General features: G+C 60.7%; 20 protein-coding genes. 13 read left to right on the top strand and 7 right to left on the bottom strand.

Going from position 1 to position 18,190, the window contains the following annotated elements; all coding sequences use genetic code 11:
• The first annotated feature begins 180 nt into the window (after nucleotides 1-180).
• Together ASF70_RS22690 and ASF70_RS22685 are read left to right on the top strand one after the other, a co-directional pair.
• Nucleotides 181-1,122 (top strand): EAL domain-containing protein, encoded by a 942-nt coding sequence (locus ASF70_RS22690; RefSeq protein WP_062582978.1) that lies wholly within the window; start codon nucleotides 181-183, stop codon nucleotides 1,120-1,122.
• 478 nt (nucleotides 1,123-1,600) lie between these two features.
• On the top strand, nucleotides 1,601-1,816 hold the full coding sequence (locus ASF70_RS22685; RefSeq protein ID WP_062582975.1) for a cold-shock protein: 216 nt from the start codon (nucleotides 1,601-1,603) through the stop codon (nucleotides 1,814-1,816).
• Between the two features lie 78 nt (nucleotides 1,817-1,894).
• On the opposite strand, the gene ASF70_RS22680 is transcribed toward ASF70_RS22685, so the two are convergent.
• Both ASF70_RS22680 and ASF70_RS22675 read right to left on the bottom strand, forming a co-directional pair.
• Entirely contained in the window at nucleotides 1,895-2,542 is a 648-nt protein-coding gene (locus tag ASF70_RS22680; protein ID WP_062583181.1) for an MBL fold metallo-hydrolase, read from the bottom strand.
• A gap of 68 nt (nucleotides 2,543-2,610) precedes the next feature.
• Nucleotides 2,611-2,805 (bottom strand): hypothetical protein, encoded by a 195-nt coding sequence (locus ASF70_RS22675; RefSeq protein ID WP_062455833.1) that lies wholly within the window; start codon nucleotides 2,803-2,805, stop codon nucleotides 2,611-2,613.
• A gap of 264 nt (nucleotides 2,806-3,069) precedes the next feature.
• Between ASF70_RS22675 and ASF70_RS22670 the strand changes: the two genes are divergently transcribed.
• From ASF70_RS22670 to ASF70_RS22660, 3 genes are read left to right on the top strand one after another with little or no spacing between them, the layout of a single operon-like run.
• Complete coding sequence (locus ASF70_RS22670) at nucleotides 3,070-3,546, top strand: MarR family transcriptional regulator (protein WP_092660392.1); 477 nt, start codon at nucleotides 3,070-3,072, stop codon at nucleotides 3,544-3,546.
• 13 nt (nucleotides 3,547-3,559) lie between these two features.
• Nucleotides 3,560-4,258 carry a response regulator gene (locus ASF70_RS22665; RefSeq protein ID WP_062455827.1) on the top strand — a complete coding sequence of 233 codons (699 nt, stop codon included), beginning with the start codon at nucleotides 3,560-3,562 and terminating at the stop codon, nucleotides 4,256-4,258.
• Nucleotides 4,259-4,297: 39 nt separating this feature from the next.
• Nucleotides 4,298-5,677: an ATP-binding protein gene (locus tag ASF70_RS22660; RefSeq protein ID WP_062455824.1), complete on the top strand. Its 1,380-nt coding sequence runs from the start codon at nucleotides 4,298-4,300 to the stop codon at nucleotides 5,675-5,677.
• A gap of 71 nt (nucleotides 5,678-5,748) precedes the next feature.
• On the opposite strand, the gene ASF70_RS22655 is transcribed toward ASF70_RS22660, so the two are convergent.
• The 4 genes from ASF70_RS22655 to ASF70_RS22640 all read right to left on the bottom strand — a co-directional run bounded on the left by ASF70_RS22655 (nucleotide 5,749) and on the right by ASF70_RS22640 (nucleotide 8,235).
• Nucleotides 5,749-6,090: a tRNA-binding protein gene (locus tag ASF70_RS22655; protein ID WP_062582972.1), complete on the bottom strand. Its 342-nt coding sequence runs from the start codon at nucleotides 6,088-6,090 to the stop codon at nucleotides 5,749-5,751.
• A 6-nt stretch (nucleotides 6,091-6,096) separates the two neighbouring features.
• On the bottom strand, nucleotides 6,097-6,912 hold the full coding sequence (gene proC / locus ASF70_RS22650; protein WP_062582969.1) for a pyrroline-5-carboxylate reductase: 816 nt from the start codon (nucleotides 6,910-6,912) through the stop codon (nucleotides 6,097-6,099).
• Nucleotides 6,912-7,412: a YbjN domain-containing protein gene (locus ASF70_RS22645; RefSeq protein ID WP_062455815.1), complete on the bottom strand. Its 501-nt coding sequence runs from the start codon at nucleotides 7,410-7,412 to the stop codon at nucleotides 6,912-6,914. Before ASF70_RS22645 ends, proC begins: the two co-directional genes overlap by 1 nt.
• A 538-nt stretch (nucleotides 7,413-7,950) precedes the next feature.
• Complete coding sequence (locus ASF70_RS22640; protein ID WP_062582967.1) at nucleotides 7,951-8,235, bottom strand: accessory factor UbiK family protein; 285 nt, start codon at nucleotides 8,233-8,235, stop codon at nucleotides 7,951-7,953.
• 234 nt (nucleotides 8,236-8,469) lie between these two features.
• On the opposite strand from ASF70_RS22640, the gene lgt reads away from it, so the two are divergent.
• The 8 genes from lgt (at nucleotide 8,470) to ASF70_RS22605 (ending at nucleotide 15,268) form a co-directional block, all read left to right on the top strand.
• Nucleotides 8,470-9,288 (top strand): prolipoprotein diacylglyceryl transferase, encoded by an 819-nt coding sequence (gene lgt / locus ASF70_RS22635; RefSeq protein WP_062457920.1) that lies wholly within the window; start codon nucleotides 8,470-8,472, stop codon nucleotides 9,286-9,288.
• 7 nt (nucleotides 9,289-9,295) lie between these two features.
• A complete protein-coding gene (locus ASF70_RS22630) occupies nucleotides 9,296-10,411 on the top strand; it encodes a class I SAM-dependent methyltransferase (protein WP_062455810.1) in 1,116 nt (371 codons plus the stop codon).
• A 127-nt stretch (nucleotides 10,412-10,538) separates the two neighbouring features.
• On the top strand, nucleotides 10,539-11,330 hold the full coding sequence (pgeF, locus tag ASF70_RS22625) for a peptidoglycan editing factor PgeF (RefSeq protein ID WP_062582966.1): 792 nt from the start codon (nucleotides 10,539-10,541) through the stop codon (nucleotides 11,328-11,330).
• Nucleotides 11,331-11,348: 18 nt separating this feature from the next.
• On the top strand, nucleotides 11,349-12,500 hold the full coding sequence (locus tag ASF70_RS22620; RefSeq protein ID WP_062582964.1) for a Xaa-Pro peptidase family protein: 1,152 nt from the start codon (nucleotides 11,349-11,351) through the stop codon (nucleotides 12,498-12,500).
• 78 nt (nucleotides 12,501-12,578) lie between these two features.
• Nucleotides 12,579-13,322 (top strand): hypothetical protein, encoded by a 744-nt coding sequence (locus ASF70_RS22615; RefSeq protein ID WP_062582962.1) that lies wholly within the window; start codon nucleotides 12,579-12,581, stop codon nucleotides 13,320-13,322.
• 125 nt (nucleotides 13,323-13,447) lie between these two features.
• Nucleotides 13,448-14,380: a ribose-phosphate pyrophosphokinase gene (locus tag ASF70_RS22610; RefSeq protein WP_062455798.1), complete on the top strand. Its 933-nt coding sequence runs from the start codon at nucleotides 13,448-13,450 to the stop codon at nucleotides 14,378-14,380.
• 116 nt (nucleotides 14,381-14,496) lie between these two features.
• Nucleotides 14,497-14,901: a Kazal-type serine protease inhibitor gene (locus tag ASF70_RS23805; protein WP_082472021.1), complete on the top strand. Its 405-nt coding sequence runs from the start codon at nucleotides 14,497-14,499 to the stop codon at nucleotides 14,899-14,901.
• Between the two features lie 109 nt (nucleotides 14,902-15,010).
• Nucleotides 15,011-15,268, top strand: a complete 258-nt coding sequence (locus ASF70_RS22605; RefSeq protein WP_062582961.1) for a hypothetical protein — start codon at nucleotides 15,011-15,013, stop codon at nucleotides 15,266-15,268.
• A 20-nt stretch (nucleotides 15,269-15,288) separates the two neighbouring features.
• Here ASF70_RS22605 and ASF70_RS22600 read toward each other — a convergent pair whose 3' ends face one another.
• A complete protein-coding gene (locus tag ASF70_RS22600; RefSeq protein ID WP_062582959.1) occupies nucleotides 15,289-18,099 on the bottom strand; it encodes an EAL domain-containing protein in 2,811 nt (936 codons plus the stop codon).
• Between the last annotated feature and the right edge of the window lie 91 nt (nucleotides 18,100-18,190).

The following is an 18,190-nucleotide window of genomic DNA, read 5'->3' as shown; positions in this document are numbered from 1 at the left end:
GCGCTCATTCGCCGCCGAGCGGCCGCCTCAAGCTGTATGGAGAATGAACCGACGCCTTTCAAGAAAAAAGCATGAATGAATGCCATCAATGTCGCTGATTAAAACCTTCGGACGCGTATTTACGACCGCGTAACCCGTCTCGCCTACAATCTGCAAAATTGCGCAGGAGACGGTACGGGTATGGCATCGAGAAGCATTTTCGCCAACCTGGTTCGCGGCGACGACGGGGCATGGTCGACCGCGTACGGGCCTTTCATTCTCAGATCCGCGCTTCAGCCCATTTTCAAAACGTCGAAACCCGGCAATCGGCTGGCCATCGAAGCCTTTGTCGGGCTCGTGCGCGCCTATCGTGGCGAAGAGCCCGTTCCCCCGCACGAATTCTTCAGCCTCGTTGATCCCGCCGAAGCTGCCGATATCGACAGCATGGTCCGGACGATCCATATTCTCAACACCGGCCGGCTCGACAGACGCCAGGCGAAGATCTTCGTCAAGTTCCAGCCGGGTCTGGTGCGCACGCCCGAAGACATGCGCCACGAAGTTGAACGCATCAAACTTGCGAGCCACGAAGCCGGACTTGCCGTCAACCGGATCGTCTGCGAAATCCGCCAGACCGCCGAGACCAACGCCGCCGTCATCGCCGACTTCACCAGCCATATGCGCGCCATCGGCTTCCAGGTGGCGATCGATGATTACGGTGCGGGCGAGTCCGATCTGGCGCTTCTCAAGCGGGTGAAGCCTGACTACGTCAAATTCGAACCTGGCTGGGTCCGCGACTTTCTCGACAATCCGGCAGGAGCAGCACTCCTGCGCGTTGTCCTGCAGCAGATGCTGGATGACGGGATCGAGCCGATCATCGAAGGACTGGAGGAAATGTGGCAGGTGGAGGTGTGCGAGGAATTCGGCGCGTCTCTCGTGCAGGGATATGCACTCGCACGGCCTGAACTCGCCCCGACCACGTTCGACAGGACATTCCCGGAACACGGCCTGCCGCGGATCGGCGGCGACCTCGACATGAGCCCCTCGCCTGCATCCGCCATTCGCGTCTCTGCCGCCGCCCCGTTTCCGTCGGCCACCCCTCTCAAGCGGATGAAAACCTTCGGCCGCAGACACCAGGGCAGCTAGCCGTCCGCACCTTCACCGCCTCGCAGCGGAACTTCCCGCAGAGAGTGTAGACGTTTGGAAACGGCTACAAACATGACGCGAACAGGCATAGAGCCGATCGGGCGAAGCATCGCCAGCGATCCGTTGCTAATCCAACTTCCTTCGGACCATGCGCAAAGCCCGCATTTCCAGCGCTTTTGGCCAAATGAGGCAGGCTGGAACGGGCCTGCCTTTCAAAAAACTTTTTCTTGCCAATTTTTGATAAACACAGCACTCTGTCCATGTTCGGGCAATTTACGAGCATGGGAAGACCTATAATGACGCGCTCCGAAGGCGCCAAGACTTCGGGCGGGAACTGGGGGCTTGGTTTTATACCTTATCTGCCAGTCGCCGCGGTAAACACAGGGACCCTTTCTTAAAGCTGCCTGCCGCCGCCCGTGAGGGCACACTCTGATGCTGTCCGCCGCTGAACACGGACAGAAGGAAAAGGACCTGCTGCATGGCCGAGACTGGCACTGTGAAATTCTTCAATATGGACAAGGGATTCGGCTTTATCAAACCAGACAACGGTGGCGCCGATATCTTCGTTCATATCTCCGCCGTACAGGCTTCCGGCCTGTCCGGGCTGACTGAAAACCAGAAAGTAAGCTTCGACACGGAACCGGATCGTCGCGGAAAAGGCCCCAAGGCCGTCAATCTGCAGATCTCCGGTTGAGCTTCAAAAGCTCGCTCATTCCAGTTGGAGCCCGGCAGTGATGCCGGGTTTTTTTATGCCCGTGATACCGGTTGCCGGCTACAGGCCCTTCAGGAATGGATTGCTGCGGCGCTCGTCGCCGATCCGGCTTCCCGGTCCGTGACCGCAGAGAAAACCTACCTCGTCTCCCAGTGGCAGAACCTTGGTGCGGATCGAGTCCATCAGGGTCGCGTGATCGCCTCCAGGTAGGTCGGTCCGTCCGACCGACCCGGCAAACAGCACGTCGCCAAGATGTGCGAAGGCGTTATCTCTGTTGTAGAATATGATGTGACCGGGCGAATGTCCCGGACAATGAAAAACCTCGAACACATGCTCGCCGAACGAGACTGTTTCGCCTTCGTCAAGAAACCGATCAGGCACGACGTTGCGGACGTCGCCCTCGACACCGAACATCTGAGCCTGCTTTTCAAGGTTTTCAAGAAGGGGAAGATCGTCGCGGTGGGGTCCGACGACAGGAATGCCCAGCACCTCGCGAAGTTCATCGGCACCTCCGGCATGATCGATATGCCCGTGGGTCAGCCAGATCTCGGAAAGGGTAATGCCACTTTTGCGCACGAGGTCCAGAATAACCCCGATGTCACCGCCTGGGTCGACAATGACGCCTGTCTTTGTATCGTCGTCAAAGAAGACGGTACAGTTTTGTTGAAATGGCGTCACCTGAATGACGCTCGCCTGCAATCGACCCATAATGCCTGTCCTGCCCTGAACGTTGTCGTTCTTCATAGCCGGAAGGCTTGCCGATGACAGCCTCAAAATCAGTTGATAGCGGCAGCCAGATACGTGCCTTCAGCAGCAACCGGCGGGGCCAGCGAAACAGTCGCCAGCAGAAATGCCGAGACGACGACTTTCAGCGCAATCACCGTGATGAAGACCGGGCGCAGCGGATGAGCTTCGGCCTTGGTCTGGTTCAGCTCGATCGGCGGCATTGCGGAATAAGTGTGCGCGTTCATTGAATAATCTCCAGTCGTTCGCTGGGAATAATGGCGCTTGGGGATAAAGGTTCCGCCGGACAAGTCATGCGCGCAAAAGAAAGTGCGTGTTCTCCCTGAAAGCAACACAACCGGTCGAATTTTGACCGCCAGAGCGATTTATCACGGGCGACAGCGCAAAAGGATTACGTTAAACAGCTTCACACGATGAAGACGTAGCGAGCGAAAGGAAACGGCGTGCCGCCTGCAGCGACGGGAAAAGCCGTCAAGAAAGTCCCGCCACAGATGCCCGTGGTCGACGAGGGCCAGATCGATTTCGAAGCGATCGAGCTGTTCTTCTTTGCCTATCGCGACTTCGTGTCCGATCCGGACGCTATCCTGGCGAAGATCGGCATGGGGCGCGCCCACCATCGGGTTGTCTATTTCGTCTGCCGCCAGCCGGGGATGATGGTGACGGATCTTCTTGACCTGCTGCAGATCACCAAGCAGAGCCTCGCCCGCGTCCTGAAGCAGTTGATCGAGACTGGCTATATCCGGCAGATGGCCGGGGCCAAGGATCGCAGACAGCGCCGCCTCTATCCGACCCTTGCCGGCCGCGAACTGGCGCTGGCCCTGTGCGAGCCGCAATCCAAGCGTATCGCACGCGCCATGGAAGACTTCACCCCCGGGATGCGGGAAAGCGTAACCCTTTTCCTTCAACGGATGCGTGGACGTGACCCGAACCTCGTGATTTCTGATATCGACATCAGTCAGGATATCTGACCGGGACAGACAGATGACCAATACACCGCTTTTGGACGACGCCCCTCACCTTCTCGTTGTCGACGACGACACCCGCATCCGCGATCTCCTCAACCGCTATCTGGTGGAGCAGGGTTTCCGCATCACGGTCGCGGGAGATGCCGCCGAAGCGCGGCGCAAGTTGGAAGGACTGCATTTCGACCTCATCATTCTCGACGTGATGATGCCGGGCGAAACAGGCCTGTCGCTCACCCAGTCGCTTTATGAAAAGAAGACCACCCCGGTCATCCTCCTGACGGCACGGGTCGAGGCAGAATCGCGCATCGCCGGTCTCGAGGCAGGTGCCGACGATTACCTGTCAAAACCCTTCGATCCGCGCGAACTGGTCCTGCGCATCAACAACATCCTGCGCCGCAGCAGCTCGGCCGATGCACCCAAGATCGAGCAGATCATGTTTGGTCCGTTCACCTTCTCGATCCCGCGCAAGGAACTGCGCAAGGCGGCCGAGACGATCCGCCTGACCGACCGCGAACAGGAAATCATGATGCTGTTTGCCTTGCGCGCCGGCGAAACGATCCCCCGCCACGAACTGATCGGGGACGATACGGATGTCGGCGAGCGCACAATCGACGTGCAGATCAACCGGCTGCGTCGTAAGATCGAAGAAGACCCCGCCAACCCGGTCTATCTCCAGACCGTGCGTGGCATCGGGTACAGGCTGAGTATCGACTGATGCACAAGAGACCGACGACAGGACGATAACGGGCGGCGAATGGCAATTTTCAACACGCTGAAGCGAGAGACCAGCCGGTTTACCCTCCCCGGTTGGCGTCCGTTCACGCGCTGGCTGCGTCGCTGGCTGCCGACGGGCCTCTACACCCGTTCGCTGCTGATCGTCATTCTCCCCATGCTCCTGCTCCAGACAGTCGTCGCCGCGGTGTTCATGGAACGCCACTGGCGAATGGTGACGGAGCGCCTGTCTGAAGGCACCGTTCGCGACATCGCCGCCATTATCGAAATCATCCGCAGTTATCCGCAGGACAGCAACTACAACGAAGTCAGCCGTATCGCCGACAGCTCTCTCGGCCTGACGATTGCAATCGAGGAGAACGGCCAGCTCCCGCCGCCCCGCCAGCGCCCCTTCTTCGCGATCCTCGACAACATCCTTGCCGAACAGTTGAGCAGTCAGATCCGCATGCCGTTCTGGATCGATACGGTAGGCGACAGTCGGCTCGTCGAGATCCGCGTAAAAATGGACGAACGGGTGCTGCGGGTGTTTGCCAGACGCGGCTCTACCTACGCGTCCAACACCCACATCTTCCTGATCTGGATGATCGGCACCGCCTTCGTGCTGGTGGTGATTTCGATCCTGTTCCTGCGCGGCCAGATCCGCCCGATCCTGAGACTTGCCCAGGCGGCAGAAAGTTTCGGCAAGGGACAAAAGACCGAAGGCTTTTCGCCGCGCGGCGCAGACGAGGTAAGGCGCGCGGGCCTTGCCTTCATCCAGATGCGCGAACGGCTCGAACGGCAGATGGAGCAGCGCACCGCGATGCTGGCCGGCATCAGCCACGACCTGCGCACCATCCTCACCCGATTCAAGCTGCAGCTGGCACTTGCCGGCAACAAGCCTGAGCTCGCCGGCATGGAACAGGATGTCGAAGACATGCAGTCTATGCTGGAGGGCTATCTGGCATTTGCCAAGGGCGAGGCCGAGGAGGACTTCGGTACGCTGTATCTGAGCGAGCTTCTGGAGAAATTCCGCGTAAGTTTCAGCCTGCACGGGCAGATCCTCACCTACCACATCGAGGGCGACGACGAGATCGCCGTCAGGCCGAACGCCTTCAACCGCCTGCTTGGAAACCTCGTCTCAAACAGCCAGCGCTATGCCGACAACCTGCATATCGATGCGCGCCACAGCGCCAAATGGCTGACATTGACCCTCGATGACGACGGCCCGGGCGTTCCTGCGCAATCCCGCGAGGACGTGTTCAAGCCATTCCACAGGCTCGACGAGGCCCGCAATCTCGATGCATCCGGAACCGGCCTCGGCCTCGCGATCGCCCGCGACATCGCCCGCTCGCATGGCGGCAATGTCACGCTGGACGACAGTCCGAGCGGTGGCTTGAGGGCAATCGTTCGCGTTCCGGCCTGAGCGGACCGCTATCGGCAACATGCTGGACTGGGGAGAAAACTAAGACGTTTATTGAAGACGGCGTTGCCTGATCACATCATCTTCTTGCCGTTTGGAACGCCCTGCTCGACGGCAGCCAGAACGATCGCGCCGTTCTCGTCTTCAAAGCCAAGCGTCAGCACTTCGGAACGGACCGGCCCGATCTGGCGCGGCGGAAAATTGACGACGCCCAGCACCTGGCGTCCGAGCAGCGTTTCAGGCGTATAGTGGACGGTAATCTGCGCCGACGATTTCTTGACGCCGATCTCAGGCCCGAAATCGATCTTCAGCTTGAACGCCGGCTTGCGGGCTTCCGGAAACGGCTCGACCTCGACGATCGTGCCAACCCGGATATCGACCTTCTCGAAGTCGGCAAAGCTTATCTCGTTAGACATGGCTGCTCAGCGTCCCAGTTCTTCCGCGCGGCTCCGCGCTGCCTCGATTGCCTTGTCGAACAGCGGCTGCATCCCATCGTCTGCCATTAGCACGGAGAGGGCAGCAGCCGTGGTGCCGCCCGGAGACGTCACGTTCTGGCGAAGCCGCGAGGCATCCTCCGTCGATTGACGCAGAAGTTCTCCCGCACCCGACACGGTTTCGCGCGCAAGCCGCATCGCAAGATCGGCAGGAAGACCGGCTTTGCGCCCGGCTTCGGCCATGCATTCGACCAGATAGAAGACATAGGCCGGGCCACTGCCGGAAACGGCGGTGACGGCATCGATATCCGCCTCGCTCGAAACCCATTCCACCGGACCGCTGACCTTCAAGAGCGCATGCACCGCATCGCGCTGGGCGGCCGACACCTTGTCGTTGGCATAGGCACCGGTCACGCCACGGCCGATCATGGCCGGCGTGTTCGGCATGGCGCGCACCATTGCACCGTCCCCGAGATGGATCTGCATGGAGGACAGCGTCTTGCCGGCTGCGACCGAGACGACGACTGTCGAAGCGCCGACCACAGGCTTCAGCGGCGGCAGAACGGCATCCATCAGCTGCGGCTTGACCGCGAGAAACAGGATATCTGCCGACGCACCGTCTGGAAGTGCCGTAACATGCGTCGCGCCGGCGTCGGACATCATCGCTCTCATCGCCTCGGACGGCGATGGGTCAACGACGGTGACGGATGCGCCGGGAACGCCGTTCTTCAACCAGCCAGAAAGCATGGCGCCGCCCATATTGCCGGCACCGACGAGAACGATCGAACCCAGCTGCAACGCCATCAAGCCTCGCCGACCGTCTCGAACAGAACGCAATCCATGGCAGCCTTGGCTTCCATGCCGGACCAGACGACGAACTGGAACGCCTGATAATAGGCCTCGCAGGCATCAAGCGCGCTGGAAAACAGAACCTCGACCTGCTGGTTCGTGGGCTCGGCACCGCCGGCCAGCAGAAGCGACTGGCGGAATATCACCACGTCCTCCTGACGCCACAGGTCGAAATGCCCCATCAGCGTCTGTCCATTCACGTAGGACAGAAGCCGGATGACCTCGTTCACGCGGATATCGGGGATCTTCAGATCGAAGGCGCAGGCGAGATGCAGCGCCTCGAACTCCTCCATCCAGGAGAAGGATACGTGGTAGTCCGTCCACCGACCCTCCACGGTCATGGCGATCTCGTCTTCGCCGGACCGTTCGAATGTCCAATCGTTGGAAGCTGCGACGAACTCGATCATGTCCACCGGGTTCGACTGTCGCTCAACGTTCAATTCCATGAGGCTCATGCGGCACCTTTTTGACCGGAATGAATGCGAATTCGAGCGGAACGCGCCAACACTTAACCGGAACTACATTTCGATGATCGCTCGTCGCCGCCAGAATAACTGAGTTACCCTGTCTGGAGCTTACCTTCAGCCTCGTCGGTAACCTATCGGTCACCACCGGAAGCTCACCGGCTCGTTTCGAATCATCGTGTAAAATCAGTGTAGCTAGACGGAGTCCGGCTGCCATCCCCTGAATGCCGATTTCCGTGGATTGAACCCCGAAACCGGTTCGCGCATGAGATCAGAACGGATGGTTAAATGACTCTGGACGCTGGCTTTTTTAAGAGTGTCCACAGGGCTTAATTTTTTGTAAATTCATGGGGATTTGGCGAGGCAAAACAGACGCCTGACTGTGCCGATTAGACGCGATGACGCTCAATCGCGAATAGGCTGGGAAAGATCGCCGCGCAGGCTTTTGGCGCTGGACTTTGACGGCGATCTCAAACGGAGATTGCGAATCCCCTGAGGGGCCACAGTTTATGGCCCGATCTGAAGTGGCCTACTGACCTGAATGGCCCTGATCATGGCTCTGGCTCTGGCCGAATTTTGCCTCCAGCGCATCGAGACGGGCCTTTAACGCAACATTCTCGTCGCGGGCGCGGGCAGCCATCTCGCGAACGGCTTCGAATTCCTCCCGCTTGACCAGATCCATGTTGTTAAGGAACCGTTCCGCCTGGGCATGGAAAGCCGTCTCCACTTCCTTGCGCACACCCTGTGCAGCGCCGGCAGCGTCCGTCATCAGCCGTGCGAAATCGTCGAATATGCGGTTCGTTCCGGTCGACATAAGGTTCCGTCTCCTTGCCATCGGCAGCGATATCGGCCCGATATCGGCCTGTGTTTGTCCTATGGGATCTGAAGTAGGGCTTGGGTCGCCGCGTTGCAAGCGTCATCCACTGTTGCGCGCGTCTCAGAATGAGATTCATCTTGACCGGCGATGTCCCCAAGTCCATCTTTTCACACGACTGTGAGTAAGCGAGACACCTGTAATTTGTACGAAGCGCTTCATTTTTTTGCTCTCATGCCATTTCCCGAGATAAATCCGGTCGCGTTCTCCTTGGGGCCGCTTGCGGTACACTGGTATGGCCTTGCCTATGTTGCCGGTATCATGCTGGGCTGGCTTTACGCCCGCAAGCTGACCGCAAACGCGTCACTGTGGCCCAACGGTCAGGCCCCGATGACCGCGGTCCATCTCGACGACTTCCTCGTCTGGATCGCAGCAGGCGTCGTCCTTGGCGGCCGCATCGGCTACATCCTGTTTTACGATCTAGGCCCGATCCTGGAAAACCCGATCCGCGCGATCGAGATCTGGAACGGCGGCATGTCCTTCCACGGCGGTTTCCTCGGCGCGACGATCGCGATGATCGTGTTTGCCCGCCGCCATGCCATTCCCGTCTGGAGCATGTTCGACATCGTCGCCGCCGTCGTGCCGTTCGGCCTGCTGTTCGGGCGCATTGCGAACTTCGTCAACGGCGAACTCTGGGGACGGTTGAGCGATGCACCATGGGCTGTCGTCTTCCCGACCGGTGGCCCGTTCGCCCGCCATCCGAGCCAACTCTATGAAGCAGGCCTGGAAGGCATCATCCTGCTTCTGGTGCTGGCACTCCTGATCTATCGTTTCAAGGCCCTTCGTGTACCCGGCACCATCTGCGGCGCGTTCGTCCTCGGCTACGGGCTCTGCCGAATTTTTGTCGAGTTCTTCCGCGAACCGGATGTGCAGCTCGGCTATTTGCTCGGCACCAATTGGCTAACGATGGGCATGGTGCTATCACTACCGATGGTTGCTGTTGGCATCTGGGCGATCACGCGGGCTCGCGTCGCCTCCGCGGCGAAAGTGTGAGGCACCCGTGAACAGCCCAGAAGTAACCACGCCCCTTGCCGAAAAAATCAAGACGCTGATCCGCGCCAGCGGACCGATCAGCGTCACCGACTATTTCGCGCTCTGCCTTGCCGATCCGGAATTCGGCTACTACCGCACCCGCGAACCTTTCGGCCGACATGGCGATTTCGTCACCGCGCCGGAGATCAGCCAGCTGTTCGGCGAAATGGTCGGCATTTTCATGGTCCACGCCTGGCAGCGCCAGGGTAGCCCGGGCGATGTGCGCCTGGTCGAGATCGGTCCCGGCCGCGGCACGATGATGTCCGACATGCTGCGCGTCATCCAGCGCATCGCACCATCCCTGATGGACGGCCTGCGTGTCCATCTGGTGGAAACCAGCGAACGCCTGCGCGGCGTTCAGCGCGTCACGCTCGAGGCCTACTCGACCAAGATTTCCTGGCACGACAGTTTCGAAGACGTGCCGGAAGGGTTCACCCTGATCGCCGCCAACGAACTGTTCGACGCGATCCCGATCCGCCAGTTCGTGCGGACCCCGACCGGTTTTCGCGAAAGGCTGGTGGGCCTTGGCCCGGAGGACGAGCTGTCTTTCGTCGCCGGCATCGCCACGCTCGATCCGGTTCTCCTGCCCGCCCCGGTCGCTTCCATCCCGGAAGGCACGATCTTCGAATTTGCCCCTGCCCGCCAGGCCGTCATGCAGACGCTCTGCGAAAGGCTAAGGCATTTCGGCGGCAGTGCGCTCGTCATCGACTACGGCCATATGGTCACCAGTTTCGGCGATACTCTGCAGGCCGTAAAGAACCACGACTATGACCCGCCGCTTGCCAGCCCCGGCGAGGCAGATCTGACCAGCCATGTCGATTTCGAAGATCTCGCCAAGGTCGCCTTGGCGTCCGGCATTCATCTGAACGGCGGCCTCCATCAGGGCGAATTCCTCTATGGCCTCGGCCTTGCCGAACGGGCTTCAGCCCTTGCGCGCGACAAGGAACCGTCCGAACAGCGGTTGATTGCAGCAGCCGTCGATCGTCTTGCCGGCGAAGGTGCGGGCAAGATGGGCGAGCTCTTCAAGGTCATCGCCGTCTCGGGCTCCGCGGTCAATCTGATGCCCTTCCGTCCGGTCGACTGAAAGAGCACGTCCGGGCGGATTGACACACGCTATCGGCTTGCGCCAATCTCGCGCCCAATCGAAGCAGCGAGTGCCGCCGACGGTGCATCACGCAAAAACCAACAAAATCAGCAGGGTGGATAAACCGATGCCGGAGAACGCCTCGCCGACGCCGATCGAAAGCGCAGTCTTGAACGCTAAAGCCGGCGCCAAAATCCGCCACGGCTTCTTCACGCGAAAGGGCGGCGTTTCGGACGGCATCTACGCCGGCCTCAATGTCGGTGTCGGGTCGAAAGACGATCAGACGCTCGTTCTCGAAAACCGCCGGCGGGTTGCGGCCTGGTTCGATCTGCCGCTCGAAAAGCTCGCAACCGTCCATCAGGTCCATTCGCCTGATGTGGTCGTGGTCGATGCCGCCTATTCAGGCGAGCGCCCGCAGGTCGATGCGATGGTCGCGGCCACGCCGGGCGTCGTGATCGGCGTCCTGTCTGCCGATTGCGGCCCCATCCTGTTTGCCGATGGCGACAATGGCGTGATCGGCGCGGCTCACGCCGGCTGGAAGGGCGCGCTGACAGGCGTGCTCGAAAACACGATCGACGCGATGGTGTCGCTCGGTGCTGAAAGGGAAAAGATCGTGGCCGTCCTCGGCCCGTCGATCGGGCCTGACAGCTACGAGGTCGGGCCGGAATTCGTGGAACGCTTCCTTGGCGTGAACCCCGAATACGCAGCCTTCTTCACACCGTCTCCGAAGCCACAGCATTCCATGTTCGATCTGCCCGCTCTCACCATGTCGCGGCTGAAGGCGGCAGGCGTCACCGCTGAGAACCTCGGCCTCGACACCTACCCGGATCGGGAACGCTTCTTTTCCTATCGCCGCACGACGCATGACCAAGAGCCGGATTACGGCCGCCAGATTTCAGCCATCGCGCTTCAGCAATAAAAGTTCGGGAGGACTACCATGGCTCTGCACTTCGACAGATCGGAATATGCCGATCGCCTCGCCCGCCTGACGACGAAGATGGCCGAGGAAAAGCTCGATGCCATCCTGCTGTTTGCGCAGGAAAGCATGTACTGGCTGACCGGCTACGACACGTTCGGCTACTGCTTCTTCCAGACGCTGGTCGTGAAGGCCGATGGCTCGATGACGCTGCTCACGCGCTCTGCCGACCTTCGCCAGGCCCGCCAGACCTCGATCATCGAAAACATCGTGGTCTGGGTCGACCGGGTGAATGCCGATCCGACGCTGGATCTCAAGAACCTCTTGAGCGAACTCGATCTGCTCGGCGCAAAGATCGGCGTCGAATACGACACGCATGGCATGACCGGCCGCATCGCGCGCCTGCTCGACAACCAGCTCACCAATTTCGGCCAGCTCAGTGACGCATCCTATCTGGTCAGCCGGCTGCGCCTCGTCAAAAGCGCGGCCGAGATCGCTCATGTGCAACGCGCCGCCGAACTGGCGGACGATGCGCTCGACGCCGCTCTGCCGCTGATCAAGGCCGGCGGCGACGAGGCCGATATCCTCGCGGCGATGCAGGGCGCGGTGTTTTCCGGCGGCGGCGATTATCCCGCCAACGAATTCATCATCGGTTCCGGCGAGGATGCGCTTCTGTGCCGTTACAAGGCCGGTCGCCGCAAGCTCGATGCCACCGACCAGCTGACGCTCGAATGGGCCGGCACCGCCGCCCACTATCACGTCGCGATGATGCGCACCGCGCTCGTCGGCGAGCCATCGCCGCGCCACAAGGAACTCTACAAGGCCTGCCTTGAGACGATCCGGGCGATCGAGGAGGTTCTGTCTCCAGGTCATACATTCGGGGACGTGTTCGATACCCATGCCAGGATCCTCGACGAACGCGGCCTCTCCCGTCACCGGCTGAATGCCTGCGGCTATTCGCTGGGCGCCCGCTTCTCGCCGTCGTGGATGGAGCACCAGATGTTCCACTTCGGCAATCCGCAGGAGATCTTGCCCGGCATGACGCTGTTCGTGCACATGATCATCATGGACAGCGACAGCGGCGCGGCCATGACGCTCGCCCAGACCTATCTGACGACGGAAGGCGCCCCCCGGCCGCTTTCACGCCATGGTCTCGACCTTATCCAGGGCTGAGAAGCCCGCGATCATTGACAGGCCGGAAAATCCGACCTTAGCTTGTCGCGGGATGGGAACCGGCAAAGGGGCGAACGCATGCGGCTTATAGGAAAACTGCTTTCCGCCTGCATCGTTGCTCTGTCCGTCTCCGGCTGCAACACCAGCGAGGCCCTGACGCCGCGCGCCGAGATCGGCGGCGGCAGTCGCGCATCGACACCGGTCACCCAGGCCGATACGGAACGCATGGCCCGATCCCCAAGGCCCGAGACCTACCAGAACCAAACCTACAGAAACGACACCTACCAGCCGCGCCCGCAAAATACGCTCGAGGCACAGGCCCAGGCGATGCAGTCTGGCAACCAGACCTCGCCCGCCTCTTCAGGCCCACCGCCCGACTGGCAGGGCCAAAGCCAGGCTGAAGCCCAGTCTACCGCTGCAGCGCCCCAGCAGGAGGCTTCCCTGCCCGCCGCCGCAGGCAACACCATCCGCTTCCTGCCGATCATCGGTGCCCCCGTACAGGCCGTGACGCCGCTGTCGCGACGGCTTGGTGCCGAGGCGCGCGCCGCCGGGCTGACGATCCGTCCGTCCAGCGATACGGGTACCGAGCAGATCCTCAAGGGCTATTTCTCGGCCTTCAGCGATGGCGAAAAGATCACCATCGTCTACGTCTGGGATGTTCTCGACAATACCGGCTCCAGACTTCACCGCATGCAGGGGCAGGAAAATGTGCCCGGCAGCGGTCAGGATCCATGGGCCGCAGTGCCCTCCTCAACCATGGAACTCATCGCCGCAAAGACGATCCAGGACTATATGAGCTGGCGGCAATCGCATGGCGGTTAGGTAACCATGATGTGACACGGTCACTGTTTCTTCGCAAAAAACGGTGGCCTGAGGGAAAACGCTATTGCATTCGAAGGTGGCGCCGGTAAAAGGCCGCCATCCAGCTTCAATACAGGCGGACCGCAATGAAGGTTTTCGCAGGCAATTCGAACCGGCATCTGGCCGACGCGATCTGCAGCTATCTTAATGTACCAGTCGGAAAAGCCTCGGTAAGGCGATTTGCAGACCAGGAAATCTTCGTTGAAATACAGGAGAATGTCCGTGGGGAAGACGTGTTCGTCATCCAGTCCACGTCGTTTCCGACCAACGATCACCTGATGGAACTGCTGATCATGATCGATGCGTTCCGGCGGTCTTCCGCCAAGCGCATCACGGCTGTGCTTCCCTATTTCGGCTATGCCCGCCAGGACCGCAAGGCCGGGCCGCGCACGCCGATCTCGGCCAAGCTCGTCGCCAACCTCATCACCGAGGCCGGCGCCAACCGTGTCATGACGCTCGATCTGCACGCAGACCAGATCCAGGGCTTCTTCGATATCCCGACCGACAACCTCTACGCCGTGCCGATTCTGGCGCGCGACGTGAAGGAACACTACGACCTCAACAACGTCATGGTGGTCTCGCCAGATGTCGGCGGTGTGGTTCGCGCCCGAGCGCTTGCCAAGCGCCTCGGCTGCCAGCTCGCCATCGTCGACAAGCGGCGTGAACGCGCAGGCGAGTCGGAAGTCATGAACGTCATCGGTGACGTGACCGGCAAGGACTGTCTCCTGATCGACGATATCGTCGATTCCGGCGGCACACTCTGCAACGCGGCCGAAGCGCTCTTGAAGAATGGCGCCACCAGCGTGACCGCCTACATCACCCACGGCGTGCTGTCGGGCGGTGCCGTTGCCCGCATCGCGGCGTCCAAGCTCAAGGAACTGGTGATCACGGATTCGATCCAGCCGACGACATCCGTTCAGTCGGCGCACAATATCCGCGTCATCACCACGGCAAACCTTCTCGGCGAGGCGATCAACCGTACCGCCATGGAAGAGTCCGTCTCGAGCCTGTTCGACTAGGATTGACGCATGACCGTGGGACGGGCTTTGCAGCAAAAACGCTGCGGCCCCTGTCCCACGGCTATGTAAGTCTGATAGAGGTCTGCCATCCATCTGCAGAGGGAGGACCTATCGCGATGTCGATCCTACGAAACAAGCCGAAATGGCTTGCACTTTTCATCCTGGCTCCAATGCTTTCCGCCTGCGTCGACGCAGGTCCAGGCCCCGGCTATCCGCCGGAACGTCCCGCCCCCGGCTGGAGCCGGCCCGATCGCCCCGATCCCCGTCCAGATTGGGATCGCCCATCCAGACCCGATCGCCCGGATCGTCCATCACGGCCTGACCGCCCGGATTGGGATCGCCCCTCGAGGCCGGATCGTCCCGGTAGACCTGACCGTCCTGAAAATGGCGGCGGCATGTGCACCCGCGAATATCGCCCGGTCTGCGGCCAGCGTGGCGGTCGGCTCCAGACATTCCCGAATGCCTGCGAAGCCCGCAATGCCGGCTTCGGCGCGGTCTCTCCGGGCGAATGCCGCCGCTGATCGCGACGTGAGTTGAACGCCAAGAATATAAACGCCGGGATTTTCATCCCGGCGTTTTGCATTCGCGGCGTCTGTTGACTATGTAAGCGCGGTACCCAAGGAGTTCCGCATGACCGCCCGCGACCGCTATTCCCGAAAACTCGAATGCTCGCAGTGCGGACATGCCGGTTATGCCGAAGTCTCCGAGTCCGACGACAAGCGCGCCAGCAATCGCGATTTTCGCATCGACGAACTCCCGAAAGGTTTTCAGACCGAGTTCGCCTCGAAAGATCCGCGCAAATACATGCTGCGCTGTAGCGACTGCGGCCACAAATTCCGGTTCGAGCAGAAAACGGCCTACGCCCCCGGCGGCGAACCCCGACGCTAGGTCAAACGTTTCCGCGATCTTCAGGCAGCGTTCTGGTTGGCCGAGCCCATCTCTGACCCAGCCTGCGGGTTCGGTTGATCTTCCATCGGCATCGGCCGACCGAGAAGATAGCCCTGCACTTCGTGGCATCCTTCCCGCCGCAGAATGTCGAGCTGGTTTACCGTCTCGACACCCTCCGCGAGAACCGGGATCTGCAGGCCCTGCCCCAAAGCCAGAATTGCTCGCACCATGGCCGTTGCCTGCTCGCTGCGGTCCACTTCGGTCAGGAAGCTCCGGTCGAGCTTGATCTTGTCGAACGGGAAGGAGCGCAGCGTCTCCAGCGACGAATAGCCGGTCCCAAAATCGTCGATCGCAATCGATACGCCCAGCGCCTTGATGGAGCGAAGCGCATTCATCGCCCGCTGCTTGTCGCTGATGATCGAGCTTTCGGTGATTTCAAGCTCGAGACGGCTTGGTTTCAGACCGGTTTCCAGAAGCACGGTATGAACCAGCGCCGGCATGTCGGCATGGGCGATCTGCACCGGCGACAGATTGACCGCGACCTTGTAGTCATTCGGCCAGTTCGCCGCCTCCCGGCATGCTTCGCGCAGAACCCACGCGCCGATCGGCAGGATGGCGCCGCATTCCTCCGCGACCCCGATGAAATCTGCCGGCGAGACATTGCCTCGCTCCGGATGGCTCCAGCGCAGCAGGACCTCGTAACCGGTGATCTCATCGGTCGCGACCGATTTTTGCACCTGGTAGTGCAGCCTGAGCTGATCCTGCTCGATCGCCGTCCAAAGATCCTCCGCCATCTTGGTTCGGTCGCGGGCGGCCTCGTCCATCTCGATGTCGTAGAAGCAGATGTCGCGCGAGAGCGAGCCCTTGGCGCGGTACATGGCCAGGTCCGCGTTCGCGATCAGCGCATCGGGGGATGCCCCGTCATGCGGGTAGAGCGCAACACCCATGCTTGCGCCAGGACTGAGACGATGCACCTCGATCTGGATCGGCTGCCCGAACGCATCCGACAATCGGTCGAGGAACTCGGACACTTCGGCCAAATCCCCGTAGCGCTTCACGGCCACGAATTCGTCGCCGCCGAACCGGGCAAACATCTCGTGCGGCCGCACGATCGAATTCATCCGCTCGGCAATTTCCTTGAGCACGGCATCGCCGGCCGCGTGCCCGAACTGATCGTTGATCTGCTTGAACTTGTTGAGATCGATGCCGACGACCGCAACATGCCCGCCCTCGCTCTCCGCGTTACGCACCTCGGCTTCGAGATATTCCATCAGAGCCGGACGGTTCGGAAGCTGCGTCAGGCTGTCATGCTTCGCCATGAAGGCGATCTTTTCCTCCGACCGTATCCGCTCGCTGATATCCTCGAATGTCGAAACCCAGCCGCCCTGATCGAGATAGCTGAAATCGATCCGTATCGTCCGATCGTCGCTCAGTCGGTGAAGAAGGGCTTCCTGCCTGGAATTGATGGCTGCGATGTTGCGCTGGTAATGCTGTTCTGCCCGTGCTTCCGCCTCCGCCGCGTTGGCAAACGAGGTCCTGTAGCCAAGAGCCACGATCTCGCGGTATGTCATACCCGGCTTCAGAGCGCCTTCCTCAAACCGAAAAATCTGGCCATAGCGCCGGTTCGTCAGCACCAACCGCTGCTCGCGATCGAACAGGCAGATCCCCTGCGCCATGTTCTCAAGCGCCAGATCCAGGTTCTGCGTCACGGAGGCGATCCGGTCGGTGTCCTGTCTCTGACGGGTGATGTCGCGCGTGATCTTGGCGTAGCCGGCAAGCACGCCATCGTCGTCGAGGACGGGCTGGATCACCACATGTGCCCAGAACCAGCTCCCATCCTTGCGGTAGCGCCGGCCTTCCGCCTCGAACAGACCGGTTGTGCGCGCTGTTGCGAGCGCCTGTTCCGGCAGACCCCGGGCTTGTTCTTCATCCGAATAGAAACGTGCAAAATGCTGACCAATGATCTCGTCGGCCCTGTACCCCTTGGCACGCTCTGCCCCTGCATTCCAGCTGGAGACGGCGCCCTCGGGTGAAAGCATGTAGATCGCGTAGTCGGTCACCCCGCGCACGAGCATCTGGAAATTGGCTTCGCTGGCCTTCGAGGACCGCGCCGCACGCCCGGTGATTGTGGCAACGGCCAGGCCCGACCCGATCAGCGACAGCGAGACGGCAATGATCGTTGCCAGCATCAGCGGCTTCGACAGCATCCCGTCTTCAGGCAGGATCCCGAAACCCGGGACAAGCGTTGCCGCGCCCATCGCGATGAAATGCATAAAGACGATGCCGAGCGACAGGAGACCTGCAGCAAGAATGTTGTTTGCAAGGCCTCCCTTCAGGATCATGAGGAAGGCTGTCGTCGACATGACGATCGCGGTGACGATGGCAGCGATGACCAGCGGCTGCGACCAGACGATCAGGCCGCCGAACTCGATCGCCGCCATGCCGGTAATATGCATGCAGGAAACGCCGGTACCGAATACCAGGCCAGCGGCCACAGCGCCGGATTTGCCGGTAAACAGCACGGCAAGCAGTCCCGCCGCAAATGTCGCGAGAAATGCAATACCAAGCGACAGCAGCGTCAGCGACAGATTGAATGTGAAGAGCTGGCCCGGATCGTAGGCGAGCATGGCCACGAAATGTGTTGCCCAGATCCCGAAGCCCCCTGCTCCGCCGGAGACGATCACCCAGCCGTAGCGGCTGCGGTCGTTTGCCTGTCGTGCCCGGGCGGCAAAAACCACGGTTCCCGCATTCGCAATGAAGCAGAGCGCCCCCGCCACGACGACGAGGAAGAGATTGTGCTCATAGGCCAGACAGGACAGAACGGCGTACATGTTAGATCTTGGTCTCCGGAGTTAACACCGTCTTGACCCTCACAATTTAACAAATTCGGTCGCCCGGACCTCGCATTTATCGAATCTCGCT

Source organism: Rhizobium sp. Leaf321, assembly GCF_001423215.1.
Taxonomy (GTDB): Bacteria; Pseudomonadota; Alphaproteobacteria; order Rhizobiales; family Rhizobiaceae; genus Neorhizobium; species Neorhizobium soli.
The sequence above is the reverse complement of the archived record's forward strand: the minus strand, read 5'-3'. Positions and strand labels throughout refer to the sequence as shown.

What these genes read in the sequence shown, in the direction of transcription:
- ASF70_RS22690 (WP_062582978.1), top strand. Translation starts at nt 181, where the DNA reads ATGGCATCGAGAAGCATTTTCGCCAACCTGGTTCGCGGCGACGACGGG.
- ASF70_RS22685 (WP_062582975.1), top strand. Translation starts at nt 1,601, where the DNA reads ATGGCCGAGACTGGCACTGTGAAATTCTTCAATATGGACAAGGGATTC.
- ASF70_RS22680 (WP_062583181.1), bottom strand. Translation starts at nt 2,542, where the DNA reads ATGGGTCGATTGCAGGCGAGCGTCATTCAGGTGACGCCATTTCAACAA.
- ASF70_RS22675 (WP_062455833.1), bottom strand. Translation starts at nt 2,805, where the DNA reads ATGAACGCGCACACTTATTCCGCAATGCCGCCGATCGAGCTGAACCAG.
- ASF70_RS22670 (WP_092660392.1), top strand. Translation starts at nt 3,070, where the DNA reads ATGCCCGTGGTCGACGAGGGCCAGATCGATTTCGAAGCGATCGAGCTG.
- ASF70_RS22665 (WP_062455827.1), top strand. Translation starts at nt 3,560, where the DNA reads ATGACCAATACACCGCTTTTGGACGACGCCCCTCACCTTCTCGTTGTC.
- ASF70_RS22660 (WP_062455824.1), top strand. Translation starts at nt 4,298, where the DNA reads ATGGCAATTTTCAACACGCTGAAGCGAGAGACCAGCCGGTTTACCCTC.
- ASF70_RS22655 (WP_062582972.1), bottom strand. Translation starts at nt 6,090, where the DNA reads ATGTCTAACGAGATAAGCTTTGCCGACTTCGAGAAGGTCGATATCCGG.
- proC (WP_062582969.1), bottom strand. Translation starts at nt 6,912, where the DNA reads ATGGCGTTGCAGCTGGGTTCGATCGTTCTCGTCGGTGCCGGCAATATG.
- ASF70_RS22645 (WP_062455815.1), bottom strand. Translation starts at nt 7,412, where the DNA reads ATGAGCCTCATGGAATTGAACGTTGAGCGACAGTCGAACCCGGTGGAC.
- ASF70_RS22640 (WP_062582967.1), bottom strand. Translation starts at nt 8,235, where the DNA reads ATGTCGACCGGAACGAACCGCATATTCGACGATTTCGCACGGCTGATG.
- lgt (WP_062457920.1), top strand. Translation starts at nt 8,470, where the DNA reads ATGCCATTTCCCGAGATAAATCCGGTCGCGTTCTCCTTGGGGCCGCTT.
- pgeF (WP_062582966.1), top strand. Translation starts at nt 10,539, where the DNA reads ATGCCGGAGAACGCCTCGCCGACGCCGATCGAAAGCGCAGTCTTGAAC.
- ASF70_RS22620 (WP_062582964.1), top strand. Translation starts at nt 11,349, where the DNA reads ATGGCTCTGCACTTCGACAGATCGGAATATGCCGATCGCCTCGCCCGC.
- ASF70_RS22615 (WP_062582962.1), top strand. Translation starts at nt 12,579, where the DNA reads ATGCGGCTTATAGGAAAACTGCTTTCCGCCTGCATCGTTGCTCTGTCC.
- ASF70_RS22610 (WP_062455798.1), top strand. Translation starts at nt 13,448, where the DNA reads ATGAAGGTTTTCGCAGGCAATTCGAACCGGCATCTGGCCGACGCGATC.
- ASF70_RS23805 (WP_082472021.1), top strand. Translation starts at nt 14,497, where the DNA reads ATGTCGATCCTACGAAACAAGCCGAAATGGCTTGCACTTTTCATCCTG.
- ASF70_RS22605 (WP_062582961.1), top strand. Translation starts at nt 15,011, where the DNA reads ATGACCGCCCGCGACCGCTATTCCCGAAAACTCGAATGCTCGCAGTGC.
- ASF70_RS22600 (WP_062582959.1), bottom strand. Translation starts at nt 18,099, where the DNA reads ATGTACGCCGTTCTGTCCTGTCTGGCCTATGAGCACAATCTCTTCCTC.